This window comes from Azospirillum canadense, from assembly GCF_025961225.1.
Taxonomy (GTDB): Bacteria; Pseudomonadota; Alphaproteobacteria; order Azospirillales; family Azospirillaceae; genus Azospirillum; species Azospirillum canadense.
On record NZ_JAOQNG010000001.1, the window covers coordinates 756334 to 781844 of the forward strand.

Consider the following 25511-nt stretch of genomic DNA (forward strand, 5'->3'; position numbering starts at 1 on the left):
TTATCTGGTGCGGCGGTTGCCCCCACCCTCCCGCTTCGCGGGTCCCTCCCTCCCCCGCCCAGCGGGGGAGGGTTAGGGTGGGGGCAACGCAGCCGGAATTGGTCGCAGACCGGGCCGGGGAACCACGTCCCGGCGGGTGTCGTCGGGCGGGTTGCCGGGGCGTGGGCCCGGCCCGGCCTGCGATCTCGGTGTTACGAGTAGACGGGCGCGAACTCCTTGGTCGCACCGCCCTGCGACCAGTAGGGCGACAGGGAGCGCAGCTTGGCGATGATGCCGGGGACGACCGCGATCACGTGGTCAATCTCCGCCTCGGTCGTCTCGCGCGACAGGGAGAAGCGCGTGGCGCCATGCGCCGCGGTGTAGGGCACGCCCATGGCCCGCATCACGTGGCTGGGCTCCAGCGAGCCCGACGTGCAGGCGGAACCGGAGGAGGCCGCGATCCCCGCCTCGTTCAGCAGCAGCAGGATGGCCTCGCCCTCGATGTACTCGAAGGCGATGTTGCAGGTGTTGGGCAGGCGGTTGGCCGGGTTGCCGGTGACGAAGCAGGCCGGCACCGCAGCCAGAATGGCCTTTTCCAGCCTGTCGCGCAGGGCTTTCACCCGCGTGTTCTCGTCGTTCATGTGCAGCAGCGCCAGCTGCGCCGCCGCCCCCAGCCCCACGATGCCCGGCGCGTTCTCCGTGCCGGCGCGGCGCGAACGCTCCTGGTGGCCGCCGCGCAGCATCGGGCGGAAGCGCAGGCCGCGCTTCACGTAGAGCGCGCCGATGCCCTTGGGCGCGTGCAGCTTGTGGCCGGACAGCGACAGCATGTCGACCGCGCTGTCGGCGAGCTTCATCGGGATCTTGCCGACTGCCTGCACCGCGTCGGTGTGGAACACCGCGCCGGCCGCCTTGGCGAGCGTCGCCAACTCCTCGATCGGGAAGATCGTCCCGGTCTCGTTGTTCGCCCACATGATGGAGACGATGGCGACGTCCGGACCCAGCGCGGCCTTGTAGGCGCCCATGTCCAGGTTGCCCTGGCCGTCCACGCCGATGCGGTGGACGGTGTAGCCGCGCTTCTTCTCCAGATAGTCGCAGAGCGCCAGGACGGCGGGGTGCTCCACCACGCTGGTCACGATGCTGCGCTTCTTCGGGTAGGCCTCCAGCGCCGACAGGATCGCGGTGTTGTCGCTTTCCGTGCCGCCGGAGGTGAAGACGATCTCGCTGTCGTGGGCGGCGCCCAGCAGCGCCTGCACCTGCTTGCGCGCCCATTCGATCTTGCCGCCGACCGCGGCGCCGAAGCCGTGCATGGAGGACGGGTTGCCGAAATGCTCCGTGAAGAGGGGCAGCATCTCCGCCAGGACTTCCGGATCGACGCGGGTCGTGGCGTTGTTGTCGAGGTAAATGCCTTGCTCAGTCATTGGCTTAGGCCCCCGCCGGCAGGAGGGAGGCGGGCTTGACGCGGACGAACTCGCCCAGCGCCTCGACCAGCTTGGCTTGCACGCCCATCATGGTGCCGGCCGACTGCGAACAGCCGGAGCAGGCGCCGGTCAGGCGGACGTAGATGTCCTTGCCGTCGATGTCCACCAGCTCCACGTCGCCTCCGTCGCGCTGGATCTGCGGGCGCAGTTCCTCGATGGCGACCATGATCTTCTGCATGCGCTGCACGTTGGTCAGCTTGGCCGGCGCGGCCGGGGCCTCGGCCTTCGGGGCCAGCGGCTTGATGGCGTCCAGGCCCACGGTGCCCGGCGGGTGCGCCTTCGGCTTGTCCAGCGCGCCGGTCTTGGCGAGCACGGCCTCCAGCACCTCCTCGATCTTCTCGTGGCAGGTCTGGCAGGATCCGCCGGCCTTGGTGTAGTGGGTGACCTCTTCCAGTGTGGTCAGGCTGTTGACGGTCACCGCGCGCTCGATCATCGCCGCGTCGATGCCGAAGCACTTACAGACCAGCTCGCCTTCCTCATGGTCGTCGACCCAGGCCTCGCCCTTGTAGTTGGCGATGGCGGCGCGCAGGGCCTCCGCCCCCATGACGGAGCAGTGCATCTTCTCCGGCGGCAGGCCGCCCAGATATTCGGCGATGTCGCGGTTCGTGACGACCAGCGCCTCGTCCACCGTCTTGCCGATGATCATCTCCGTCAGCGCCGACGACGACGCGATGGCCGAGCCGCAGCCGAAGGTCTGGAACTTTGCCTCCTCGATCACCTGGGTGTCGGGGTTCACCTTCATCATCAGCTTCAGGGCGTCGCCGCAGGTGATCGACCCGACCTCGCCCACGGCGTTCGCCTCATCCAGCGCGCCGGCGTTCTTCGGGTTGAAGAAGTGTTCCTTGACCTTGTCGGTGTAGTTCCACATGACGCCTTGCCTTTCCCGCGTGACCGGGTTGGGGAGAGTGTTCGGTGTTAGTGCGTGGTGCCGCAGCCCGACGACGGCGACGCCGAGGAGCAGCTGCCGCCCGGCCCTGCCGAGAAGGACTTGCCGCAGCCGCAGGTGCTCGCCGCGTTCGGGTTGTCGAACTTGAAGCCGGAGCCCTCGACCCCCTCCACGAAATCGACCACCACGCCGTCGAGGAAGGGCTGGCTGTTGGAGTCCACGAAGATCGTCACCGGGCCGAAGGTCAGGACGGCGTCGTCCTCGCCGGCCTCGGCCTCCAGGCCCATCTGGTACTTCATGCCGGCGCAGCCGCCGTCGGCCACCGCGATGCGCAGCCCCGCCGCCGCACCGCCGGACTTCGCCAGAACGCGCTCCAGGGTGTTCACCGCCGCATCCGTCAGGGTCACCATGTCCGCCGCCTCCACATGCTCCGTCGGGCTTGCCGACCGATCCTGGCTTGGAATAGGCAAGCGGCGTGCCAACTCGTAAGTGATTGATTTTGCGCGATTGTCAGGTGCGGCATCCTGGCGCGTTCCCGACAATTGTCGGATCGGGGCCATGTCGGGTTTGCGACACCCGCGACGAAAAGACGCACAATGGAAGTGGGGGCTTTCGCTTGGGCCGGTGCAGCCCCATACAAGGCCCCATATAGGATCTTCGGTCGGGCGAACGAAACGGACAACAACGGAAGGGGCGGCGATGGACCGGCCGATCGAGTTGCGTATTCCCGACGGGCGCATGGCTTTCGGTGACGTGCCGGAGCACATCGACGAGCGCCTCCAGGCGGCCGTGAAGGCCCGCGGGGTCCCGGAGCGTTGCGAGGAGCTGCTGTGGGAGGCGCACCGGCTGGGCCCGCGGGTGCTGCTGGTCTACTACGCGCTGTACAAGTACTACTTCAACCGCAAGCGCTTTGCCGACGCGGAGCGGGTCGCGCAGATCGGGCTGGAGGCCGCGGCGCGCGAGGGCGGCTTTTCCGGCGACTGGCGGACCTTGGCCGCCGACAGCACGGCGTGGACGGCGGAGGGGCCGCAGCGCTTCGTCCTGTTCACACTGAAGGCGCTGGCCTTCATCAACCTGCGCCGCGACCGGCTGGCCGACGCGCGGGCGATCCTCGACAAACTGGCGGAGATCGACCCGCTGGACCAGGTCGGCTATGGCGTCATCGCCGCGCTGGCGAAGGGTGTGGAGGGGGAGTGAGGAGATAGGGGGCGTAGTCGCGCTGGCCCCACCCTGGCGCTCTAATCACCCGCCCCGAAGCACACCGCTTCGGCGCCGCAGGCGCGGCAGACGGGGGCGCCGCAGGGGATCAGGCCGTCGCGGGCGCACAGGAAGCGGTAGAGGAAGGTCTTCCACCGCGTGCCGGTGGCGTTCAGCACGGCCAGCGGATCGAAATGGCGCTCGATCACCGCGGCGAGATGGCGTGGGCCGTTGAGCCCCAGATCCTGCCACAGCTCGGCGCTGTCCAGCGCGGCGCGCGCGATTATCGCGGCCAGCCAGACCTCCTCATCGGTGCCCTGTGACCGGTGGGAGAGCAGCAGCTCGGCAAGCTCGCGGAACTCAGCGTGCAGATGCGCGGGCAGACGGGCGGGCGACGCTTCCACGACCGGCAGGCCGTCCTGGAGCGCGCCGGGAAAATAGCGTTCGAGAAGGCGTGTGAAGGCGACGTCCGACAGGCCGAGCGCGCCGGACCCGCCCGGCCAGCGGCGGGCCAAGATGCAGGCGAACAGGTGCCCGTCGAAGACGTTGCGCCGGCCCTGCCGGTCGGTCAACCAGCGGTAGAGTGCGGCGGTGTCGCCCGCCCCCGGCGGGGCGGAATGCAGGATGCCCATGGCGTCCTCCGGGGGCGGGACAAGACGTCAGGCCGCCTGGGGAAGGTGGGAGATGCAGCTTTTGGAGCAGACCTTGCCGCAGCTCTCGCAGCCGATGCAGTTGCCGGCGTTCTTGACGCTCATGACCTTCTTCTCGGCCTCGTCGTCGAAGGCGTCGACGATGTCGCCGTCCTCGGTTATGCCGATCAGCTCCAGCACGTCGCGACCGCACACCTTGAAGCAACGGCCACAGCCGATGCACATCTTCTGGTCGATGCCTTCCACGAATTTCGGCGTCCAGGCGGTGCCGCCGCGGGTGGTGCCGGTCACGAACTCAGCCATCGTCTGCTCCTGATGCAATGCGATTGTTGTTGAAAGGGAGGGTTTTCTTTACGCGGAAGCTTTTTCCAGCGCCTTCAGCTCGGCGCGTTTCTCGGTCAAGGTCTTGTAGGAGTCGTACGTTTCCTGGGCGACTTGCAGAATGGACTGCCAATTCTGCGGCAGCTCTTCCGACAGGTCGTGCAGGTCCATCTTCTTCTGCGTGGCCCGGGCGTTGAGCTTCTTGACCTCGTCCTTCAAGGCATCGATGTCAGCCATGTCCGAATCCTCACAGATCGGCGACTTCAGGGAATTTCTTGATCAGCGCGACCGCCTCGCCGACGATCTTCGCGCCGTCGGCGGACAGCTTCTCCACCGACGGGAAGCCGAAGCGGTGCACGTCGCGCAGGTGCTTCGACACCACCACGAGGCGGCCAGTGGTCAGCACCATGCGGCCGAAGCCCTCGTGACTCATCTTCATGATAGGGGAGGCGATCAGGCCGGTCCGCTTCTCCACCGTGATGCCCACGGCCTTGTAGAAAAGCTCCAGCCGCCACAGCGTGTCGGGGTCCGGGTCGCCCATGATCGGGATGGCGGCGCGGGCTTCCTTGTCCAGGATGAAGGGGGCGAGGAGCTGCTCATCGCCCTTGCCTTCCCAGGCACCGTAGCTGTCCTCGGCGCGGAACAGCATGACCAGGACCTTCAGGAACTCCTGGGCGAGATCCGTCTCGGCGGCGGGGGCGGCGGTCGCGGTATCCGTCATGGTTTCAATCCTCCTCGTCGAACGCGAATTCACCGAAACGTTCCTCGGCGGTCTGGCCGGCGTTCAGCGCCTTGCGCAGCCAGGGCGGCGGGTTGCCGTTGATGGTCTCGACCAGCCGGTCGAGCAGGGCGGGGATGCTTTCGGTGGCCTCCACCTTCACGGGGTGGATCTTCTTGGCAACGACGCGCGCGGCGGCCGAGGCGCCAATGGCCGACAGGTAGACGATCGCGACGTCGGCCAGCGCCTCCAGCTTCGGCAGCAGCTTGTCCTCGTTGCCGTCCTCGAACATCGAGCCGCCGAACTGGAGGGTTTCCACCATCCGGTGGCCGGCCTTGTCCACCTCGTAGACCACGATGTTCTTGGCCCATCCGAAATGCGCATCGACGTGCTGCATGTCCTGGGTGCAGAAAGCGACCTTCATGAATCCTCCTTTTCGGGGCCGGCCGGGGTCGGCCGTGTCCACCAAACTCAGCCGGCGCTGCATCCGCATGATCCGCCCCCGCAGTGATGGCCCTTGTCATGCCCGTCATGGTCTTCAGCCGCAGGCCCATGCTCGTCGTGGTCCATCTCGCGGGACAGGAACAGGTTGCCGATCTCGCACAGAAGCTCGCGGCTGCCGCGGTAGCCGACGGACACCTTCAGGCCGGCGCTCAGCCGGTCGAACATGGGCAGTCCCATGCGGTGCAGCGGCACGCCGATGCGCGCCGCCCCCATGCGGCCGTGCGAGTTCGACACGATCAGGTCGGCCTCGCGGGCCAGCGTCTCTACATCGGAATGGTCGCCGACCATGACCGTCGCGGCGCGCAGCTTTTCCAGCACCGCGGCCTGGGTGGGCGACACCGCGGCGATCACCTCCGCGCCCAGGTCGGCGAGGAAGCTGGTGACGGCGTAGAGCAGGTCCGGCTCCAGCGCCACGGCGATGCGCTTGCGGCTGAAGAAGAAGTGCCCGTCCAGCATGGCGTCCACCAGCGTCTCGCGCTGGCGGCGCAGCCGCGCCGGCACCGGGCGGCCGGACAGGTCCGACAGCGTCCTGACCAGCCGGTCCGACGCCTCCAGCCCGGTCAGCCGGTCGAAGAAGATGGAGCGGACGTCCGTCTTCAGCTCCAGCGCCGCGGCGGCGACCTTCATGTGCTCGCCGATCACCAGCGTCGCTTCCGACGCGCCCATGGCGGCGATTTGCTCCACCGTCACACCGCCGAGCGAGGTGGCGGTGAAGTCGTCGGGCTGGCGGCCGGACATGGACAGCGACAGGTCGGGCAGGAAGATCGGCGTCAGGCCGAAGCTCTCGATGACGTCGCGCAGCTCCTCCACGTCGCCGGGCGACAGGTGGCAGCCGGCCAGCACGTTGACTTGGCCCTTCACCGTCGCGGCGGCGGGCTGGACCACTTCCTCCACGATGCCGGTCACGGCGGCGGAGAAGCCGTCCTCGAAGCCGCCGGCGAAGTCCGGCGTGTTGGCGAACACCAGTTTCAGGTCGGCCAGCATTGGGTTGCGCTGGCGGAAGCTGTTGTACTGGCCGCCCATGTCCTCGCCCTTGGTCTCGGTGACGCCGGTGGTGGCGACGCCGATCAGGGCGGGCTTGTTGCGCTCCGCGATGGTGCGGATCGCCTGCTCCAGGTTGTCGTAGCCGCCGAGGATGGTGGACACCTGGTCCATGGCGGTGGTCTGGAGCGGGATCGCCTCGCGGAAATGGCGGACCAGCAGGACCAGCCCGAAGGCGGTGCAGCCTTGGCTCCCGTGGAACAGAGGCATGCAGCGGTCGACGCCGAGGTAGGCGAGCGCAGCGCCCAAAGGCTGGCTCATTTTCAGCGGGTTGGTGGAGGCCGCCTTGGCGGAGTGGGGAAAGCGCTGGAGAGTGCCCATGGCTTACGCCTCCCCCGGCTTGCCGTCCCAGGGGGCGGGTAGGCGCACCTGCCGCCAGATCGGGTTGGACAGCGTCTTGTCGATCTCCTCGCACAGGTTGACGATGCCGTCGTAGCCCGCGTAGGCGTGGTGGCGTTCCTGGTTCAGGTCGAGCCACGGAACCTTGGCCTTCAGCGCGATGAACTGCGACCGGCCGCCGGACATCATGATGTCGGCCTCGCTGTCCTTCAGCATCTTGTAGATGTCGCGGGGCTTCAGGTCGTCCCACTGGTGGAACTCCTCCCCCTTCATCTTCTTGATGCGCTCCTTGTCCTCCTTCGTGGACTTCTTCGTGGAGGTGCCGGCGATGGTCAGGCCGGCGCCTTCCAGGGCGGTGACCATCGACCAGCTCTTTACGCCGCCGGTGAACAGCAGGACGCGCTTGCCGTCGAAACGCGGCTTGTAGGGTTCCAGCCGCCGCCAAACGCGGCTTTCCTCGCGGGCGATGACGCCCTCGGTGCGGTCGAGGATGGCCTTGTCGGCACCGCGCTCCACCAGCATGCGGGCCATGGTGCGCAGCGTGTCCGACATGTCCGACACGCCGTAGAAGGAGCCCTCGAAGTAGGGGATGCCCCAGCGTTCCTGCATCTTGCGGCCGATGTTCACCAGCGCCTGGGAGCAGACGACCATGGTCAGCCGCGCGCGGTGCGCCTGGGCCACCTCGTTGTAGCGGCCGTCGCCGGAGATGCAGGACAGGATGCGGATGCCGATCTCGTCCAGCAGCGGCTTCACCAGCCAAAGCTCGCCGGCGAGGTTGTATTCGCCGACGATGCAGATGTCGGTCGGGGTCGTCACCTCCGGCTCCACCGTGCCGATGACGTGGTCGAGCAGAGCCTCGCCGGCCATCTTGTTGCCGAGGTTCTTCGACCCGACGAAGCCCGGCGCCATCACCGGGATGACCGGCTTGCCCAGCTTCTTCGCGGCGAACTTGCAGACCGCCTCGATGTCGTCGCCGATCATCGCCGGCACGCAGGTCTGGTAGACGAAGACCGCCGGCGGGTCGTACTGCTGCACGACCTCACGGATGGCGCGGTACAGCTTCTTCTCGCCGCCGTGGACGATGTCGAGTTCGGACAGGTCGGTGGTGAAGCCCGTGCGGTAGAGCTGCGAGCCGGAGGACTTGGTCCCGCGGCTGTCCCAGCTGTTGCCGAGGCAGGCAATCGGTCCGTGCACGAGGTGGGCGGCGTCGGCGATCGGTTGCAGCACGATCATCGCGCCGTCGTAGGCGCAGCCGCCGGCCGCGGCGCCCGGCTTCAGGGCCTTGGAGCAGCCCTTCTTCCGTTCCTTGTCGGACTTGGCTTGGTTGGTGGCACAACCCGGCTCGTTGAAGACGTCCTGGAGCTTTTCCTGGAGCATGACCTTCTCCTGCCCATGGCCGACATCGGCGCGTGTGGAGCGGTCATATGCAGGGCTCGTGCCATCGGGTTAGCGCGTTGATCGGATTGGATTGTCCAGTCGGCGGGCGCTGTGCGATAGCTGACAATCGAAGGAATTTGTCGGGTGTCGGACACGGGCATTTTGGTTTCGGGGGCCCGCGGTCCGCCCGGGGGTCAGGAGGAGCGCGGCGTCCGGCCGGGGGAGCGGGCGCCGAGCCGGTCGTCCATCCAGCTGCGCACCGCGTCATTGAACTCGGCCGGGGCCTTCCGGCCGAAGCGCTGGCCGACGCCGCCCAGCGTCTCCTGCGCCAGTGCTTCGCGCATCGCCTTCTCGGCAGTCAGCATCACCCCATGGACGGCGCAGACGCCGGAGGTCGCCCAGGACGGCGGCCTTTCGCCGAATACCGCGCAGCGGCCGCGGATTTCCTGGCAGTCGAACAACGGCTTGTCGCCTTCGATGGCGTCGACGACGTCCAGGAAGGTGATCGCATCGGCTGGCTTGGCGAGCCGGTAGCCGCCGCGCACCCCTTCGCTGGCCGCGACGATTCCCGCCTTCTCCAGCTTGGGGAAGATCTTGGCGAGGAAGGAGGGGGAGACGCCCTGCAACTCCGCAAGGTCGCGGCTGCTGAGCGGCGTGTCGCCCGAGGAGACCAGCCAGAGCAGGCAGTGGATCGCGTATTCGACGCTTGCGGTGATGTGTGCCATGACGCGCGGTGCGGTGTGCCGTAGCGGCGGGTTCAACAACACAGACTATATAAGTCGGAGTTCAGCAGCGCAAAGACGAAAAGCCGGAGCCCGTCTTGCGACGAACTCCGGCTTTCCGGGGAAGCGGTTGGGGCGGGGGGATGGAGACCCCGACCCAACCGGGAACCTTTGATCCGGGAAGAACCCCCGCGATCAGCGGATCAGGTCGAACGAGTAGTCGGTTTGGCCAACGATGTTGGTGTTGGCGTCGATGTCCTCGAAGATCCGGTCCAGGATGCGCACCAGCACGTTGAGCGCGCCCTGGTAGCCCCAGGTCGGGTAACGGTGGTGGTGGTGGCGGTCGAAGATCGGGTAGGTCAGGCGGATCAGCGGAACCTTGGTGTCGCGCTCCAGATACTTGCCGTAGCTGTTGCCGATGATGTAGTCCACCTTGTCCGTGAAGATCAGCGAGCGCAGGTGCCAGAGGTCCTTGCCGCCGTAGGCCTTGCCGGACTTGCCGAACGGCGAGGAGTCGAGCAGCTTCTGGACCTGCTTCTCCCACTTCTTGGAGCCGGAGGTGGACAGGATGTGCACCGGCTCGGCGCCCAGCTCCAGCAGGAACTTGGACATGCCCAGGCAGAAGTCCGGGTCGCCGTACACGGCGAAGCGCTTGCCGTGCAGGTGGGTGTGGCTGTCGCCGATGGCGTCGACCAGGCGGCCGCGCTCCAGCTTCAGCTCGGCCGGGACCGGCTTGCCCGACAGCTCCGACAGCTTCAGGAGCAGCTCGTCGGTCGCCGCAACACCCATCGGGTAGTTGAACTTGGCGACGTCCTGGCCCTTCTCCTTGATGAACTGCAGCGACTGCGGGGTGCAGTATTCCTGCATGGAGATGGTGGCCTTGGCGTGGACGGCCTCCTTGGTGGCCTCCAGCGTCGTGCCGCCGTCATACATGCGGTACTCGCCGTCCATCGGGGTGTCGAAGTTGTCCGACACGTCCGACAGGATGGTCATGTCGATGCCGAACAGGCCGGCGATGCGCTTCAGCTCGCGGTTGTTGCCGACCGCATAGCCGTCGAAGCCCGGGATCAGGTTGATCGACGCGTTCTTCGGGGTGTCGTAGTTCTCCGACGTGCCCCAGAAGTGCGTGAGGACGCCCTTGATCATGTTGTCGTAGCCGACGATGTGGCTGCCGACGAAGGCCGGGGTGTGCGCGAACGGGACCGGGAAGTCCTGCGGGACGCTGTCCTTGCCCTTCGCGTTGGCGATGAAGCCCTGCAGGTCGTCGCCGATGACTTCGGCCATGCAGGTGGTCAGCACGGCGATCATCTTCGGCTTGTACAGCTCGTAGGCGTTCGCCAGGCCGTCGATCATGTTGTTCAGGCCGCCGAACACCGCCGCGTCTTCCGTCATCGACGAGGAGACCGCGGAGTTCGGCTCCTTGAAGTGGCGGGTCAGGTGCGTGCGGTAGTAGGCGACGCAGCCCTGCGAGCCGTGGACGAAGGGCAGGGTGCCCTCGAAGCCCTGGGCCGCGAACATCGCGCCGATCGGCTGGCAGGCCTTCGTCGGGTTGATGACGACCGCCTCACGGGCGAAGTTCTTTTCCTTGTACTCTTCCGACTTGGTCCACTCGGAAACCCGGGCGACCTCCTCGTCGGAGTGGCCGTACTCGAACTCCGCCTTCTTGCGCTCGAACATCTCCTTGTATTCCGGCTGGCGGAACAGCGTGAAGTGGTCGAGAACCTTGTCGGCGCTCTGGGAAACGGTGTCGGACATCGTCAATACTCCTATCTTCCAGAGGCCGTGATCAGAACGGAGCCTTCATGATGCCCCAGACGGGGTTGTTGATCGCCAAGTCCATGTCGCGGGCGAAGATGGCGAAGCCGTCGTAGCCGTGGTACGGGCCGGAGTAATCCCAGCTGTGCATCTGGCGGAAGGGCAGGCCCATCTTCTGGAAGACGTACTTTTCCTTGATGCCCGACGCGACGAGGTCCGGACGGATCGCCTCGACGAACTTCTCCAGCTCGAACGCGGTGACGTCGTCGTAGATCAGCGTGCCTTCCTTCACGTAGTGCGGCGTGCGCTGATAGTCGTCGTTGTGGGCGAACTCGTAACCCGTGCCGACGATCTCCATGCCCAGGTCATGGTAGGCGTCGACCACGTGGCGCGGACGCAGGCCGCCGACGTAGATCATGACCTTCTTGCCCTCAAGCCGCGGCTTGTACTTGGCAATGACGGCGTCGACCATCGGCTGGTACCTGGCGATGACCTTCTCCGCGTTCTCCTTGATCTTGTCGTCGAAGAGAGCGGCGATCTTGCGCAGGGATTCGGCGATCTGCGACGGGCCGAAGAAGTTGTATTCCATCCAAGGAATGCCGAACTTCTCTTCCATGTGGCGCGCGATGTAGTTCATCGAGCGGTAGCAGTGGATGAGGTTCACCTTGGCCTTCGGGGTGTTTTCCAGCTCGGCGAGCGTGCCGTCGCCCGACCACTGGGCAACCACGCGCAGGCCGATCTCTTCCAGCAGGATACGGCTGGCCCAGGCGTCGCCACCGATGTTGTAGTCACCGATGATGGTGACGTCGTACGGGGTGGAGACGAAGCCTTCCTTCGGCTCGGTCTTCTCGAAGATCCAGTCGCGGATGGTGTCGTTGGCGATGTGGTGGCCCAGCGACTGAGACACGCCGCGGAAGCCTTCGCAGCGCACGGGGATGATCGGCTTGCCGATTTCCGCCGACTTGGCGCGGGCGACCGCCTCGATGTCGTCGCCGATCAGGCCGATCGGGCATTCCGACTGGATGGAGATGCCGTTCACGAGCGGGAACAGCTCGTTGATCTCCTCGATCACCTTGTGCAGCTTCTTGTCGCCGCCGAAAACGATGTCCTTCTCCTGGAAGTCGGAGGTGAAGTGCATCGTGCCCCAGCTGTCCACGCCGGTATCGCCGACGTAGTAGTTGCGGCGGCCGGACCAGGAGTAATAGCCGCAGCCGACCGGGCCGTGGGAGATGTGGATCATGTCCTTGATCGGACCCCACACCACGCCCTTCGAACCGGCGTAGGCGCAACCGCGGATGGTCATCACGCCGGGGATCGACTTGATGTTCGACTTGACGCCGCAATCCTTGGCCTCGGCCTCCAGCACGTTGAGGTGCTTGGCGCGGCGCTTGCGCGACTTTTCGGGATAAGCTTCGAGGACCTTGTCGACGAGACCCTTGACGTCGATGCCTTCGTTCACGGACAGGCTCATGGTGCCAGTCTCCTGCATGCTCTCATGATCCGCGCCACTTCAGCGCGGGACCGAGCCCCCTCTCTCCCACCCCCACGCGGCCTGCGGGAGGTGGGCTGGGGAGGGGGCCAGTTCAGACCTTTGCCCCGATGGGACGCAGGTATCAGGCGCCGGCCTTGGCGGCTTCCTTGGCGGCCAGCTCGGCGAGCTGCTGCTCCTCGGTCTTCATGATGCCGAAGTCCATCAGCATCTCTTCCAGCTCTTCCATGGTGATCGGGGTCGGGATCGTGCCGTTGCCCTTGTTCGCATGGACCTTGCTGGCCAACTGGCGGTACTCTTCGGCCTGCTTGCTCTCCGGCGCGTACTCGATCACCGTCATGCGGCGCAGCTCGGCGTGCTGCACGATGTTGTCGCGCGGCACGAAGTGGATCAGCTGCGAGCCCAGGCGCTTGGCCAGAGCCTCGGCCAGGTCCAGCTCCTTGTCGGTCTGGCGCTCGTTGCAGATCAGGCCGCCCAGGCGCACGCCGCCGCTGTGGGCGTACTTCAGGATGCCCTTGGCGATGTTGTTGGCGGCGTAGAGCGCCATCATCTCACCGGACATGACGATGTAGATTTCCTGGGCCTTGTTCTCGCGGATCGGCATCGCGAAGCCGCCGCAGACCACGTCGCCGAGCACGTCGTAGGACACATAGTCCACGTCTTCGTAGGCGCCGTTCTCTTCCAGGAAGTTGATCGAGGTGATGACGCCGCGGCCGGCACAGCCGACCCCCGGCTCCGGACCGCCGGACTCGACGCACTTGATGCCCTTGTAGCCGATCTTCAGAACGTCCTCGAGCTCCAGGTCCTCGACCGAACCGGCTTCGGCGGCCAGGTGCAGCACGGTGTCCTGAGCCTTGGCGTGCAGGATCAGGCGGGTCGAGTCAGCCTTCGGGTCGCAGCCGACGATCAGGATCTTCTGACCCATCTCGACGAGAGCGGCGAGGGTGTTCTGGGAGGTGGTCGACTTGCCGATACCGCCCTTACCGTAGAACGCAATCTGGCGCAGAGCCATGGGGGGTCACTCCTTTGCTTGGGTCTACAGGGTGTCCGTAATCTCGTGGCGGCCAGCCCGCGGCCGCTTCGACCCTGTATTTGCATGCCCCGTGCCAGATTGCGGGTATTTCTCAAGACATTGAAAAACAACAGAAAAAGAGATTGCGGACGATTGTGGTCCCCATTGTCGCCCCTGTGACATACCCGACAATCCCCGACAAAACCGTATTTTTTGTCGGGTCTCTTGCAATGGACTTTATGAGAAGTGCAGGGCCGTGGGTTGGGTGCGGGCGCAGCCGGAACCCAACATCGTCGTCATGGACGGGGCGTCAGGCGGCGCCGTGCTTCAGCGCCTCGCGCGCGACGACGAGGCGCATGGCCAACTCCTCCAACTCCTCCTCGTGGCCCATGTCGTAGAGGAGCTGGGTCAGCGACTGGCTGCGGGCGAGCAGGCGGCGCGCCTTGGCGAGATCGCAGGGGCGGGCGAGGATGGTTTCGATCAGCCGTTCGCCGGCCAAGCGGGCCAGTGCGTTGGTGCGCTCGACCAGCCGCTGCTCCAGCGTGTCGAGCGTGGCTGGCCGCCCTGCGTGGTCGATGCGGGTGCAGAACTGGTGCAGCGCGCCCAGCTGGCGCAGCAGCGCCTCGAACAGCAGGTCGCCAAGCTCTCCGCCGTTGGCGGCTTTTCCGACAAGCTCGAACAAGGTGTCGGAAAGCCGCCACGCGGCCGACAGATAGTCGTTCAGCGCCTTGCGGTCGGCCGGCTCGACGAAGGGGCTGGCCTCCTCGCGGCTCTCCTCCTGGTCGTCCAGGTTGCGCAGCACCACCACGACCAGACCGTCCACCGAGTCCAAGGTGGCGAGGCTGGCGTGCAGCGCCTTGATGCCGCGGTCGGCGACGAAGCCCTCCACACCATCGGTTGCGCGGCGCAGGGCGAAGCGGGTCAGCCGGCGGGATTGATAAACGATGTCCTTCAGCGCGGTGGTGGAGCCCAGCGTCTCCAGCACCAGTCGCCGCGTTTCGAAGCGCAGCAGCGCGTGGGCCAGCGCGTCGATGTTGCTGCTGGGGTCGCCGGGCTCGGACTCCGGCGCAGCGCGGACCAGCCGGTCGGCGTCGGCGCGGGCGTCGGCCTCCAGCGCCGCGACCACAGCAACCATGGAGCCGCGCCCGGCGCCGCGCAGCAGCGTGACCAGGGACTTCATCGCCGCCGCTACGTCCAGGGCGCTGGGTAGGGCATCCTCCGCCGACACCTTTCCGTCAACCAGCCGGTCGATCAGATGGTCGCGCAGGCGGGGCAGCAGGACGTCCAGAACGATCGGCGCGGTCGGGCGCAGCAGCGCTTCCAGCAGGCGGCCCTGCGGCTGGCCGATCATGGTCGCCAGCGGGTTCAGCGGCTTGGGCACGAGGCGGGGGCGGTGCGGTTCCAGCAGGGCCAGGACCTCGTCGGCGCGCATCGGCGTGATGGTGCCGCGCAGCAGGCGGGCCAGCGTCACCGCGTCGCGGGCCTCCCGCACGCCGCGCAACGGGGTTGGGGCGGGAGGCTGCGCCGAGCGCGGAGCGCCGGGGCGGTGGGCGCTTCGTTCCGGTGCCGCGGCGGGCGGAAGCGCAAGCGTCGGGGCCGCCACACGGTTGCGCGCCTCCTTGTCCTGCCGCTTCATCGGCCACATGCTACAGCCTCGTCTTGCGGTGTCGTCTTGCGGTGTCTTGGAAACGACCCCTTGAACTATGGTGTGCCGGGGCCATCCAATCAAACGGATATTTTTCGGATGACAGGGTTAACTCGGAATATACTTGAAAGAGTTTTTGAGTTGTTTCGACTTTCGAAACGTCGTGCGCGCCGCGACTGCGATGCACGGTCAACGCCGGCCCTTGGCGGACGCCTCCATTCGGAGTATCCATTCGAAAAGTAAGGCTTTGGGGTTCGAATGGCGGACGGGGCGGTGAGCGTGGGGGGCGGCAGCCGGGACGCGAACGGGCGGTTGGTCGATGCGGATTCGCCGCTCGCGCTGCGGGCGCACCGCACCAACCTGCTGAACGTCGCGGCCGAGGCGCTGTGCAGCGAGGATTTCAACGACGCGCCGCGCCGCCTGCGCATCGCCGCCACGCGGAACGAGCACGCCGTGCTGTTCGAGGCGCTGGACGAGAGCCCCAACAGCCTGATCGCCGCCGACATCTTCCAGCACTACATGGCCTTCACCTTCGGCCTGAACCCCGACTTCTCGGGCGCCGAGGGGGCGGACGGCAAGCGGCGCTACCGCGCCAGCTACCTGCGCCTGCTGAAGGGCTGGATGTTCGACAGCAACAATTCGGAGGGCGCGGTGCTGAAGGGCTGGGTGGAAAGCCGCTTCGGCCTGCTGCCCACCTACCACAAGGAACCGATCCTGCGCTTCGCGTCCGACGCCTGGCGGACCTATGGCGAGGAGAAGCTCTCCACCCGCTTCCACAACAACAACATCCACCTGCAACTCGACCTGATGTACGAGTATTGCCAGTGGTGGATGCGCCGCGGCTGGCCCGACGCGCCCATGCCGTCGCGCGCCAGCCACATCCGGCTGTACCGCGGCGTGAACAATTTCGAGGAACACCACATCGTCGCGCGTCCCGACAAGCGCACGGCGGTGCTCCGTCTCAACAATCTCTGCTCCTTTTCTATCGAGCGCGACATCGCCGGCCAGTTCGGCGACTACATCCTGGAAACCTGGGTTCCGCTCACCAAGGTCGTCTTCTTTCGCGACATTCTGCCGCGCTATCCTTTCAAGGGCGAGGGGGAATATTTGGTGGTCGGCGGGGACTACAGGGTGGGGGTGTCGCTTCTCTGACAACCGATCGCGGGACTGAATCCGGCCCATGACCCAACATTCCACTCGCTCGCGCGCGCTGGGAGCCTACCTCGGGCTTGCCTGCGGCGACGCGCTGGGCGCAACCGTCGAGTTCCTGACAAAGGGCGAGATCGCCCACCAATACGGCGTGCACAAGCACATCAAGGGCGGCGGCTGGCTGAAGCTGCCGGTCGGGGCCGTGACCGACGACACGGAGATGTCGCTGCACCTCGGCCGCGCCATCCTCTCCGGCCCGGAGTGGGACGCCCGGCGCGCGGCGGAGGAGTTCGTCGTCTGGCTGAAGGGCATTCCGGTCGATGTCGGGGACACGACACGGCGTGGCATCCGCCGCTTCATCATGCACGGAACCCTGTCAGAACCGGACAACGAGTATCACGGCGGCAACGGGGCGGCGATGCGCAACCTGCCGGTGGCGCTGGCGACGCTGGGCGACGACGAGGCCTTCGAACGCTGGACGCTGGAGCAGGCGCACATCACCCACTGCAACGCCCTGTCCGACTCCGCCACGCTGGCGCTGGGCCACATGGTGCGGCGGCTGGTGATGGGCGGCGGCGTGCTGGACGTGCGCGACGAGAGCAACAAGCTCGTCGCGAAGCACCGCCAATTCAAGTTCCAGCCCTACCGCGGGCTGTCGACCGCCTTCATCGTCGACACGATGCAGACGGTGATGCACTACTACTTCCAGACCGATTCGGTGGAATCCTGCGTCGTCGAGACGGTGAACCAGGGCGGCGACGCCGACACCACCGGCGCCATCGCCGGCATGCTGGCCGGCGCGACCTATGGGGTTGAGAACATCCCGCCGCGCTGGCTGCGCAAGCTCGACCGCGAGGTCTACGACGAAATCTGCGCCCAGGTGGACGGGCTGCTCGCCCGCGCCCCGGCGCTTCGCAAGGGGTGATCCATGGCCGCCCAATCATACGACGTGATCTTCTTCGAAAAGCCCGGCTGCGCCGGCAACGCGCGCCAAAAGAAACTGCTGGCCGAGGCCGGCCACACCGTCCAGGCCCGCGACCTTTTGTCCGAGCCCTGGACGGCCGCGACCTTGCGCCCCTTCTTCGGCGACCGGCCGGTGGCGGAGTGGTTCAACCGCTCCGCTCCCGCGGTAAAGGCCGGGGAGGTCGATCCGGACGCGCTGGACGAGGCCGCGGCGCTGGCCGTGATGATCAAGACTCCGCTGCTGTTCCGCCGTCCGCTGATGCAGGTGGGCGACCGCCGCGACTGCGGCTTCGAGGCGGAACGGGTGGACGCCTGGATCGGGCTTGCCGCCAGTGCGCCGGAGGGCAAACTGGAAGGCTGCGCGCGTCCCGACATGCCGCCCTGTCCTGCGCCCGCAAAAGGGTGACGGAACCCTCCTGTGTGTCGTAGGTTTGCCCCGACGTGTCGAAAACCTGACACTGCATTTCCTGGATGGGGGCCGACCCATGTGCGAGTTGCTGGGCATGAGCGCCAACGTGCCCACGGACATCTGCTTCAGCTTTCGCGGCCTGATGCGCCGCGGCGGGCAGACCGGTCCGCACCGCGACGGCTGGGGCATCGCCTTCTACGAGGGCAAGGGCTGCCGCACCTTTCACGACCCGGCGCCGAGCTGCGAGTCGGAGATCGCGCGGCTGGTCAGCAGCTATTCCATCAAGTCCTGCTCGGTCATCTCGCACATCCGCCGGGCCAACCGTGGCAAGGTGGCGCTGGAGAACACACACCCCTTCACGCGGGAGCTGTGGGGGCGGGTCTGGGCCTTCGCCCACAACGGCCAGCTTAAGGGGATCAAGGACCGGACGCTGACCTTTTATGAACCCGTGGGGTCGACCGACAGCGAGCACGCCTTCTGCTGGTTGCTCGACCAGATCCGCATGCATTACCCGGCCCCGCCGAAGAACCCGGCGGCGCTGATGCGGCTGGTGCGGGATCTCGCGTCCGACCTCGGCCAGCTCGGCGTGTTCAACATGCTGCTCAGCGATGGGCGGCACCTGTGGTGCCACTGCGCCACCAACCTCGCCTGGCTGACCCGAAAGGCCCCCTTCGGCCCAGCGACCCTGATCGACGAGGACATGAGCGTGGACTTCGCGAAGGAGACCACGCCGAAGGACGTCGTCACCGTCGTGGCGACCCGCCCCCTGACCCGGGACGAGGACTGGACCGTCATGAAGGCGGGCGAGATGGTCGTGTTCCGTGGAGGGATCCAGGTCCGCTGACCGGCGATTGTTCGTCACCGCGAAACAGTGATTGGCGGAGACGGCTCTCAATCGATTGGCGCGACGGGCGTATGGTCCAGGTCGAGACATCACGAGGCGACGCAGCCGCCCCGGACGGGCGTCCAACCGGCGGCTCCGCTTCCAACGACCATGGACCTGATCATGAAGCTTCTGCACATCGATTCCAGCCCGCTGGGCGACGCCTCCGTCACCCGCCAGCTGACCGCCTCCATCGTCGAGGCCTTCCGCGGCGCCGAGTCCGGTGTCGAGGTTGTCCGCCGCGACCTGACCGTCGCCCCGCCGGACCACCTGACCGGCGAGCTGATGCAGGTCGTGAAGTTCCGCAACCTGGAGAGCCTGACCGCCCGCCAGAACGAGGAGCTGGTGCTGACCGACGCGCTGGTGGACGAGTTCCTGGCCGCCGACGTCGTGGTGATCGGCGCCCCGATGTACAACTTCACCATCCCGACCCAGCTGAAGGCCTGGATCGACCGCATCGCCCAGGCCGGCCGCACCTTCCGCTACACCGAGAAGGGCCCGGTCGGTCTGGCCGGCGGCAAGAAGGTGATCATCGCCTCGGCCCGCGGCGGCATGTATTCGACCAACCCGGCGCTGGCCGGCCTGGACCACCAGGAGTCCTACCTGCGCACGGTGCTGGGCTTCCTGGGCGTCACCGACGTGACGGTGGTCCGCGCCGAGGGCATCGGCATGGGCCCGGAGGCCCGCGCCAAGGCCATCGACGCGGCCCAGCGCGAGATCGAGGCGCTGGTCGCTCCGGTCGCCGCGTAAGGTTCCCGGACGGCGGTGGGATCACCCCACCGCCGCGCCGATCCGCTGGATCGCCTTGCCCAGGGGCAGGTCGAGGCGGGTGATGTTGTGCAGTTCCAGGAAGCGGGCCTCGTTCTTGGACAGCTCGCCCTCGATGACCGCCCAGTGCCTGTCCGACGACCGCTTGGCGATCTGCCGGCCGAAGGTGCGCTGGATTTCCTGATCGAAGCGGCAGCCGAGATAGAGGAAGTTCCGGCCCGTGCGGCGTTCCTGCACGACGGCGGGGATCGGCGTCTGGATGTCGATCTCCGTCAGGATCTCGACGAAGTCGCTGTCGGAGATCAGGTAGTTTCCGGCCGGCGTGGCGCTGCCCGACGGCTTGTAGAGGATGGTTTCCCAGCCCGCGGCGGCCTCGGCGGTGACCTCGGTCCCGTCAGGGCCGTAGTATTTCACCCATTCCCCGGCACCCTGCGGGTGGGAGATGCCCTGGATTTGGCCCCAGGAATGGGGGGTCCCGGCCAGCAGCGTTTCCAGCGCGTTGTCGTACCAGACGTCGACAATCATCGGCGGGGCGGGCAGGGCGGCCAGCCATGCGTGCACCGGCGTGACCGGCGCGTCGCGCCGGAAGATCTCGTTGAGGATCGCGTCCAGCGTCTTGCGGTGGCGCCGCGATTCGATGAACTGCGCGACGGCGGTCAACTGGCTGCGGATGCGGCCGGGGGCCGCGACCTTGGCGTTCAGCCGCTGCGCCAGCTCCAGCGAGTTGCGCGGGATGGGGCACTCGGCTTCCGGCAGCAGCGCGTAGGCGCCGGGCCCGAGGTAGGGCACGACCTGCCGGGCCTTCAGGCCGGCGGCGATGTCGGTGATGATGGTGTCGCTGCTGTCGAGAAGGGTGGTGTCGGTCATGCTAACCCTGTTCGGCTGGGTGGCGTTGTCGACACGCTTGCCCCCACCCTAACCCTCCCCCGCTGGGCGGGGGAGGGGACTGCCGCAGGCTCCCAATCAAGCCCTCCCCTGCGAAGCGGGGGAGGGAGGGACCCGCGAAGCGGGAGGGTGGGGGTATTCGCGCCACGACGCTCCGGTTTCACAAATAGATCGCCGCACCGGCGCCCGTGTTGACGGTGGCGTCCTTCAGCGTTTCCACGATGAAGGCCACTTGGCCCTCGGTCACCTTGTGGTGCAGCGGTAGGGCGAGGACGCGGTCCACCGTCTTCTGGCAGACCGGGCAGTCGGCCCGGCTGGCGCCGCGCTCCTGGTAGTATTGCTGGCTGTAGAGCGCCTGGCCGTAGTCGGACGCGTCGATGTCGTGGGTGTCCAGGTCCTCAAGGATCGCCTTGCGCCCGCTGGCCGTGAAGCGCGTTCCGAGGTGCACCGTGTAGACCATGGGGTGCACGTCGTTGGCGCCCGGCCCCTTGTAGGGCGGCTTGATCCCCTCGAAGGCCGCCATGGCCGCCTCGTAGAAGGCGACGACGCGGCGGCGCTTCTCCAGGATCTCCGGAAGCCGCTTCAACTGCACGAGGCCGAGCGCGGCGTTCAGGTTGCTCAGACCCGCTTGGTAGGGGACGTTGCGGGTGATGACCACCGTGTTGCGGTGCTCCACCTCGCGCCGGCGCAGGTAGCGCAGGCGGTGGGCGAGGTCTTTGTCGTCGGTCACGATCATCCCGCCCTCGCCGGCCAGCAGGACGCCGGGCTCGGAGAAGTCGAAGACCGCGCAGTCGCCGAAGCTGCCGACCAGCCGGCCCTTGTAGGTGGAGCCGATCGCCTCCGTCGAATCCTCGATCAGGAACAGGCCCTTGTCCTTGGCCAGCCGGGTCAGCTCGTCCCAATGGGCGGGGTGGCCGTTGACGTTGCCGGCCAGGATGGCCTTGGTCTGCGGCGTGATCTTCGCCGCCGCCTTTTCCGGGTTCAGCGTGTGCTGCCAGTAGTCGATGTCCGCGAAGACCGGCGTGCCGCCGGCCAGCGTGACCGCGTGCTGCACCTGGTGCCAGCCGTAGGGGGAGCAGACCACCTCGTCCCCCGGCCCGATGCCCAGCGCCTTCATCACCAGCAACGTGCCCAGCGTGCCGCTGGACACCGCGACCGCGTGGGCGCGGCCGACGTAGGACGCGAAGGCGTCCTCGAAGGCCTGGGTCATCCGCCCGTCGCTGAGCCCGCCGGAGGTGAGGACGCGGCCCAGCACCTCCACCTCGACCTCCGAGATGTCGGGATCGACCAGCGGGATGTAGTCGGAAAGCTCACCCTCATCCTCGATGCCGTCCTCGATATCGGTCATTCAATCGTCCTCATCGCTTTGGGCGATCACGACGCCGGTCGCGCTGTCCGGCTTGTCGGTGATCAGCCAGCAATGGTTGTTGCCGTCGACCAGGTAGAGGTTGAAGCCGGGCTGCTCCCGGAAGGGCTCCTCCGCCATCACCGCGGCGTGCGCCCCGGTGACGTTGGACAGGTCCGGGTTCGCCTCGCGCACCGCCCGCACCACGGCGTCCAGCGAGGTCCCCCGGGCGAACAGGCCGCCGGCGAGTGCTGTGATGGCGTCGATCCGGTCCGGGGTGATCGCCATGGCCGTCACTCCGCGCCGCGCTTCTTGGCCTCGACGGTGATGGGTAGGCGGGTGTCCGCCGGCAGGTCGGGCAGGTCGAGCGTCCAGCCGTTGGCGACCTTGACCCAGCCGCCCCACAGGCCCGGCTTCTCCATCTCCACGATGGCTTCCTCCAGGTCCTTCTTGGCGACGTAGATCGTGTACTGCTCGCCCGCCTTGCGCACCATCACCTTCATGTCACTCTCCGCTTCGTCAGTCGTGTTGTTGGGCGTTGTTGTGTCGGCTTTACGCCGCCAGCCTCGCGTGGAGCGCCGGCAGTTCGGTGAGCACCGCGTCCACCTCGTTCCCCGTGGTGTAGCGGCTGAGCGAGAACCGCAGGCTCGCCGCGGCCTCGTTTGGCGTCAGGCCCATGGCCGTCAGCACGTGGCTGGGCTCTTGGCCGCCGGACGCGCAGGCGGCCCCCATGGACACGGCGATGCCGACGCGGTCGAGGCGCATCAGCAGTTCTTCCGCCTCCACCGCGCCCCCCCGGGCGTTGGCGAAGCGGATGTTGCTGGTGTTGGGCAGACGCGCGGCATCTCCGCCATTCACGCGGGCACCCGGCCAGCGGGTCAGGACGCCCTGTTCCAGCCGGTCGCGCAGGGCGGCGATGCCGGCGGTGTCGACGGCGGCAATGCGGGCAAAGTCGGCGGCGACGCCGAAGCCGACGATGGCCGGCACGTTTTCCGTCCCGCCGCGCCGGTTGCGCTCCTGGTGGCCGTGGATCAGCGGGGCGAAGGGCGTGCCCTTGCGGATGTAAAGCGCGCCGATGCCCTTGGGCCCGTGCATCTTGTGGGCGGAGAGCGTCAGCAGGTCGGCCCCCACCGCGTCGGCGCCGACCGGCAGCCGCCCGGCGGCCTGCACCGCGTCGGTGTGGAACAGCGCGCCGCGCGCCTTCGCGATCCCGGCGGCGGCGGCCACCGGCATCACAGCGCCGGTCTCGTTGTTCGCCCACATGACGGAAACCAGCGCCGTCCCGTCGGTGACGGCGGCGCGCAGCGCGTCCAGGTCGATGACGCCAGCCGCGTCCACCGGCAGGACGGTGACGCGCCAGCCCTGCCGTTCCATGTCGCGGGCCAGCATCAGGGAAGAGGGATGCTCGACCGCCGTCGTCACCAAGTGGCGCCGTGCGGAGCCCTGCTCAGCCAGGGCGCGCAGCACGCCGAGCAGGGCGGCGTGGTTGGCCTCCGTCGCGCTGGCGGTGAACATAATCTCGGCGCTGCGGGCGCCGATCAGGCCGGCGACCTGCCCGCGCGCCTCGCCGACCGCCCGCTTGGCGGCCATGCCGGCGGCGTGCGGGCTGGACGGGTTGCCGAACTGCCCGAACAGGTGCGGCAGCATGGCCTCCCGCACTTCGGGCGCCAGGGGGGTTGTCGCGTTGTTGTCGAGATAGACCGTCATTCCATGACACCAGGGACGCCGCGGCGCTTGCCGTCGGCCGGGAGGATCTCCTCCTCCAGGCAGCCGACCACGACGCCCGCCGGGAATTCCACGAGGTAGACGGGGATGGTCGTGCCTTCGGCGTGGCCGATGCGGACGATGGTGCCGGGAGTGCCCTTCGGGATCAGCAGCGCGCCCTCGGCGGCGTGCGGGTGGCTGCCGTCGTTGAACAGGTCCTCGGTCGTCGACACGCGCATGCCCCACTCGTAGAGCGGTTCGCGCGGCGGGATGAAGCCGGGCTTCTTCGCTTCCGTGACGGTGTCGCTCATCGCCTGCTCCTCGTTTGGGGCCGTGTTCGGGGGGATTCCACTGTGGATCGTTGGTGTGGCCGTCGACCAGTTCGAGTTCCTTGGCGCGCATGCCGACGATGATGCGCTTCTCGTAAAAGTCGATGGCGTAGATGTAATACATCTGCAGGTACGTCCCGACCGACTTCACGTAGCCGACGTCGCCGGTGCGGATCAGGAAGTCGCCCATCGGCCGGCCGGGGTAGGTGCCGTCGTTGCGCACGTCCTTCAACGCGCGGACCTTCTGGCCCTCCTCGAAGGCCGGGCGGCTTTCCAGCTCGATGGGTTCGTTCGGGTCGCGGGCGCGTTCGCGCATTCGATGCTCCTCGGTATCTTTGCGCCATTCGGGGGCGTCAGTCGGGGGCGTCAGTCGGGGATCAGGTCGTTGGCGGCGGTCTGGCCGGTCCAGCGCTGCCGCGCCACGGAGCGGACCTCCTCCACCGGGTCGTGGGTCAGCGGCTCCAGATCGTCGGGCGCGGCGCGGCTGGCGACGACGAAGCGCACGCACCAGTCCGGGTCCTTGACCAGGGCGCCTAGCTTCTCCGGCGGCAGGCGCTTGACGACCTCCAGGCGGACGCGGCTGCTGTCGTCCCAGGCCATGCTCATCAGCCATTCCAGGCCGATGCGGCGGGCCACCTCCAGCCGGATCTCCGGGTCCTCGTCGTGCATCATGGCCGGCAGCATGCCTTCGGGCACACGCCGGGCGACGCGCAACCGCACCGAATAGTCGGGATCGCGCATCAGCGGGGCGAGGTCGGCATCCTCCAGCCGCACCGCCACGGCGATGCGCACCTCGCGGTCGGGGTCGTCGCGCAGCTTCAGCAGCAGGCGGCGGGGCAGGCGGCGCGCGGCGACGGCGCGCACGGTCTCGTCCGGATCCTCGGTCAGGCGCGGCAGCAGGAAGATCGGCGCCACCCGCGCGGCGTTGGCGCGGACCTCGAAATAGGGATGGTCGAGATGCTCGCCCGCCAGGTCGCCGTTCCATTGGAAGAAGCGTTCGACGCGCTTGGCGTAGCGGTCGTGGACGCAGGCGCGCAGCGGTTCGCAGCGCCCGTCGGCCAGACGGTCCTGGTGGGGGCAATCGCTGCAGGCGATGGGACGCCCGAGCCAGTCCAGCGCCTTCTCGATGTCGTCGCTCATGGCTCGTCGTCCTCCCGCCCGCATCCATCGGCGTCGTGACGATCCGCGACGGCCAGCAGGCGCGCGGCCCCCAGCTTGTCCTTGGGGTCCAGCTCCGTGACCTTGGTGAGAACGTCGCACCCTTCGGCGATGCGGCCGAGGCGCAGCAGCAGGTAGCCGACGGCGGTCAGCGCGAACAGGAACAGCCGCGGGGCCGGGTCCAGCCCGGTGAAGTCGGCGTGGTCGCGGCCGACCGCGCGCCAGTCCGCGTGGCTCAGGCCGATGTCCGCCATGGCGTGGCCGACCATCCGTTCGCCGTAGGCCAGCGCCTCGTCCAGGTTCGCCTTGTAGAAGTGGAACTTGTAGTGGCCGAGATCGACCAGCCGGTGGCCCGGCGCGATGGCCGCGGCCTGGGCGAGGTAGTGTTGCGCGGCGTCGCCGTCGCCGTAGCTGGCGGCGGCAAGGTGCAGGAGCCGCTCCGCCTCGGGCGGCAGGTCGCCGCCGTAGTAACGGCGGTTGAGCCAGCCTTCGTCCACCTCGTCCAGCATGGCGGGTCTCCCGCGGCGGTGACGCCCTCTCCCCTCGCTGTGAGGGGAGAGGGTTTCTCGGGCGATCAGGCCGGGACGCAGCAGTCGGCCGGGCAGACCGAAGCGCACTGCGGGTTGGCGAACTGGCCCTTGCACTCGGTGCAGGTGGCCGGGTCGATCACGTAGGTGCCCTTCTTGAAGCTGATCGCGTTGTTCGGGCACTCGGCCTCGCAGGCGCCGCAGGCGGTGCAGTCGGAAGCCTTGATCTTGTAAGCCATCACTCTCTCCTCGGGTGGAAGGCGGCATTTGCGGTGGGC

General features: G+C 67.5%; 30 protein-coding genes and 1 pseudogene. 6 read left to right on the forward strand and 25 right to left on the reverse strand.

The window, feature by feature from the left end:
• Window positions 1–191: 191 nt before the first annotated feature.
• From nifS to M2351_RS03595, 3 genes are read right to left on the reverse strand one after another with little or no spacing between them, the layout of a single operon-like run.
• The gene (nifS, locus tag M2351_RS03585; RefSeq protein WP_264654775.1) at window positions 192–1397 is read right to left on the reverse strand and encodes a cysteine desulfurase NifS; all 1206 of its coding nucleotides are present in this window, start codon (window positions 1395–1397) and stop codon (window positions 192–194) included.
• Between the two features lie 4 nt (window positions 1398–1401).
• Complete coding sequence (gene nifU / locus M2351_RS03590; protein WP_264654776.1) at window positions 1402–2325, reverse strand: Fe-S cluster assembly protein NifU; 924 nt, start codon at window positions 2323–2325, stop codon at window positions 1402–1404.
• 47 nt (window positions 2326–2372) lie between these two features.
• Complete coding sequence (locus tag M2351_RS03595; RefSeq protein WP_264654777.1) at window positions 2373–2753, reverse strand: HesB/IscA family protein; 381 nt, start codon at window positions 2751–2753, stop codon at window positions 2373–2375.
• A 289-nt stretch (window positions 2754–3042) separates the two neighbouring features.
• On the opposite strand from M2351_RS03595, the gene M2351_RS03600 reads away from it, so the two are divergent.
• Window positions 3043–3540, forward strand: coding sequence for a hypothetical protein (locus M2351_RS03600; RefSeq protein WP_264654778.1), 498 nt, complete (start codon window positions 3043–3045; stop codon window positions 3538–3540).
• Between the two features lie 41 nt (window positions 3541–3581).
• Here M2351_RS03600 and M2351_RS03605 read toward each other — a convergent pair whose 3' ends face one another.
• The 12 genes from M2351_RS03605 to M2351_RS03660 all read right to left on the reverse strand — a co-directional run bounded on the left by M2351_RS03605 (window position 3582) and on the right by M2351_RS03660 (window position 15113).
• Window positions 3582–4172 carry a nitrogen fixation protein NifQ gene (locus M2351_RS03605; protein ID WP_264654779.1) on the reverse strand — a complete coding sequence of 197 codons (591 nt, stop codon included), beginning with the start codon at window positions 4170–4172 and terminating at the stop codon, window positions 3582–3584.
• 27 nt (window positions 4173–4199) lie between these two features.
• Window positions 4200–4493, reverse strand: coding sequence for a ferredoxin III, nif-specific (fdxB, locus tag M2351_RS03610; protein WP_264654780.1), 294 nt, complete (start codon window positions 4491–4493; stop codon window positions 4200–4202).
• 48 nt (window positions 4494–4541) lie between these two features.
• Entirely contained in the window at window positions 4542–4748 is a 207-nt protein-coding gene (locus M2351_RS03615; protein ID WP_264654781.1) for a CCE_0567 family metalloprotein, read from the reverse strand.
• A gap of 10 nt (window positions 4749–4758) precedes the next feature.
• On the reverse strand, window positions 4759–5232 hold the full coding sequence (locus M2351_RS03620; protein ID WP_264654782.1) for a NifX-associated nitrogen fixation protein: 474 nt from the start codon (window positions 5230–5232) through the stop codon (window positions 4759–4761).
• 4 nt (window positions 5233–5236) lie between these two features.
• Window positions 5237–5653, reverse strand: coding sequence for a nitrogen fixation protein NifX (gene nifX / locus M2351_RS03625; RefSeq protein ID WP_264654783.1), 417 nt, complete (start codon window positions 5651–5653; stop codon window positions 5237–5239).
• Between the two features lie 47 nt (window positions 5654–5700).
• Entirely contained in the window at window positions 5701–7095 is a 1395-nt protein-coding gene (nifN, locus tag M2351_RS03630) for a nitrogenase iron-molybdenum cofactor biosynthesis protein NifN (RefSeq protein WP_264654784.1), read from the reverse strand.
• A gap of 3 nt (window positions 7096–7098) precedes the next feature.
• Entirely contained in the window at window positions 7099–8490 is a 1392-nt protein-coding gene (gene nifE, locus M2351_RS03635) for a nitrogenase iron-molybdenum cofactor biosynthesis protein NifE (RefSeq protein ID WP_264654785.1), read from the reverse strand.
• Window positions 8491–8684: 194 nt separating this feature from the next.
• On the reverse strand, window positions 8685–9215 hold the full coding sequence (locus tag M2351_RS03640) for an RrF2 family transcriptional regulator (protein WP_264654786.1): 531 nt from the start codon (window positions 9213–9215) through the stop codon (window positions 8685–8687).
• Between the two features lie 192 nt (window positions 9216–9407).
• Complete coding sequence (nifK, locus tag M2351_RS03645; RefSeq protein WP_264654787.1) at window positions 9408–10967, reverse strand: nitrogenase molybdenum-iron protein subunit beta; 1560 nt, start codon at window positions 10965–10967, stop codon at window positions 9408–9410.
• Between the two features lie 31 nt (window positions 10968–10998).
• Window positions 10999–12438 carry a nitrogenase molybdenum-iron protein alpha chain gene (nifD, locus tag M2351_RS03650; protein ID WP_264654788.1) on the reverse strand — a complete coding sequence of 480 codons (1440 nt, stop codon included), beginning with the start codon at window positions 12436–12438 and terminating at the stop codon, window positions 10999–11001.
• A 142-nt stretch (window positions 12439–12580) separates the two neighbouring features.
• Window positions 12581–13468 carry a nitrogenase iron protein gene (gene nifH, locus M2351_RS03655; RefSeq protein ID WP_264654789.1) on the reverse strand — a complete coding sequence of 296 codons (888 nt, stop codon included), beginning with the start codon at window positions 13466–13468 and terminating at the stop codon, window positions 12581–12583.
• A gap of 310 nt (window positions 13469–13778) precedes the next feature.
• Window positions 13779–15113 carry a hypothetical protein gene (locus M2351_RS03660; protein ID WP_264654790.1) on the reverse strand — a complete coding sequence of 445 codons (1335 nt, stop codon included), beginning with the start codon at window positions 15111–15113 and terminating at the stop codon, window positions 13779–13781.
• 258 nt (window positions 15114–15371) lie between these two features.
• On the opposite strand from M2351_RS03660, the gene M2351_RS03665 reads away from it, so the two are divergent.
• The 5 genes from M2351_RS03665 (at window position 15372) to M2351_RS03685 (ending at window position 19267) form a co-directional block, all read left to right on the forward strand.
• Window positions 15372–16265 (forward strand): NAD(+)--dinitrogen-reductase ADP-D-ribosyltransferase, encoded by an 894-nt coding sequence (locus tag M2351_RS03665; RefSeq protein WP_264654791.1) that lies wholly within the window; start codon window positions 15372–15374, stop codon window positions 16263–16265.
• Between the two features lie 28 nt (window positions 16266–16293).
• Complete coding sequence (gene draG / locus M2351_RS03670) at window positions 16294–17187, forward strand: ADP-ribosyl-[dinitrogen reductase] hydrolase (protein WP_264654792.1); 894 nt, start codon at window positions 16294–16296, stop codon at window positions 17185–17187.
• 3 nt (window positions 17188–17190) lie between these two features.
• The gene (locus tag M2351_RS03675) at window positions 17191–17631 is read left to right on the forward strand and encodes an ArsC/Spx/MgsR family protein (protein ID WP_264654793.1); all 441 of its coding nucleotides are present in this window, start codon (window positions 17191–17193) and stop codon (window positions 17629–17631) included.
• 79 nt (window positions 17632–17710) lie between these two features.
• Entirely contained in the window at window positions 17711–18478 is a 768-nt protein-coding gene (locus M2351_RS03680; protein ID WP_264654794.1) for a class II glutamine amidotransferase, read from the forward strand.
• Window positions 18479–18640: 162 nt separating this feature from the next.
• Complete coding sequence (locus M2351_RS03685) at window positions 18641–19267, forward strand: FMN-dependent NADH-azoreductase (protein ID WP_264654795.1); 627 nt, start codon at window positions 18641–18643, stop codon at window positions 19265–19267.
• Between the two features lie 21 nt (window positions 19268–19288).
• On the opposite strand, the gene M2351_RS03690 is transcribed toward M2351_RS03685, so the two are convergent.
• From M2351_RS03690 to M2351_RS03730, 10 genes and pseudogenes are all read right to left on the reverse strand, one after another.
• Complete coding sequence (locus tag M2351_RS03690; RefSeq protein ID WP_264654796.1) at window positions 19289–20152, reverse strand: SIR2 family protein; 864 nt, start codon at window positions 20150–20152, stop codon at window positions 19289–19291.
• Between the two features lie 178 nt (window positions 20153–20330).
• The gene (locus tag M2351_RS03695) at window positions 20331–21518 is read right to left on the reverse strand and encodes a DegT/DnrJ/EryC1/StrS family aminotransferase (RefSeq protein ID WP_264654797.1); all 1188 of its coding nucleotides are present in this window, start codon (window positions 21516–21518) and stop codon (window positions 20331–20333) included.
• A complete protein-coding gene (locus M2351_RS03700) occupies window positions 21519–21803 on the reverse strand; it encodes a hypothetical protein (RefSeq protein WP_264654798.1) in 285 nt (94 codons plus the stop codon).
• A gap of 5 nt (window positions 21804–21808) precedes the next feature.
• The gene (gene nifT, locus M2351_RS03705; protein ID WP_209768174.1) at window positions 21809–22018 is read right to left on the reverse strand and encodes a putative nitrogen fixation protein NifT; all 210 of its coding nucleotides are present in this window, start codon (window positions 22016–22018) and stop codon (window positions 21809–21811) included.
• Window positions 22019–22067: 49 nt separating this feature from the next.
• Window positions 22068–23222: a cysteine desulfurase family protein gene (locus M2351_RS03710; protein WP_264654799.1), complete on the reverse strand. Its 1155-nt coding sequence runs from the start codon at window positions 23220–23222 to the stop codon at window positions 22068–22070.
• Entirely contained in the window at window positions 23219–23530 is a 312-nt protein-coding gene (locus tag M2351_RS03715) for a nitrogen fixation protein NifZ (RefSeq protein WP_264654800.1), read from the reverse strand. The genes M2351_RS03710 and M2351_RS03715 overlap by 4 nt, the downstream gene beginning before the upstream one ends.
• 82 nt (window positions 23531–23612) lie before the next feature.
• Window positions 23613–23864 (reverse strand): annotated as a pseudogene (locus M2351_RS45050) (nitrogen fixation protein NifZ); the annotation flags it as partial.
• A 50-nt stretch (window positions 23865–23914) separates the two neighbouring features.
• On the reverse strand, window positions 23915–24688 hold the full coding sequence (locus tag M2351_RS03720) for a 4Fe4S-binding leucine-rich repeat protein (RefSeq protein WP_264654801.1): 774 nt from the start codon (window positions 24686–24688) through the stop codon (window positions 23915–23917).
• Window positions 24685–25215 carry a hypothetical protein gene (locus M2351_RS03725; RefSeq protein ID WP_264654802.1) on the reverse strand — a complete coding sequence of 177 codons (531 nt, stop codon included), beginning with the start codon at window positions 25213–25215 and terminating at the stop codon, window positions 24685–24687. Before M2351_RS03725 ends, M2351_RS03720 begins: the two co-directional genes overlap by 4 nt.
• 65 nt (window positions 25216–25280) lie before the next feature.
• Entirely contained in the window at window positions 25281–25472 is a 192-nt protein-coding gene (locus M2351_RS03730) for a 4Fe-4S dicluster domain-containing protein (protein ID WP_264654803.1), read from the reverse strand.
• Window positions 25473–25511 lie beyond the last annotated feature (39 nt).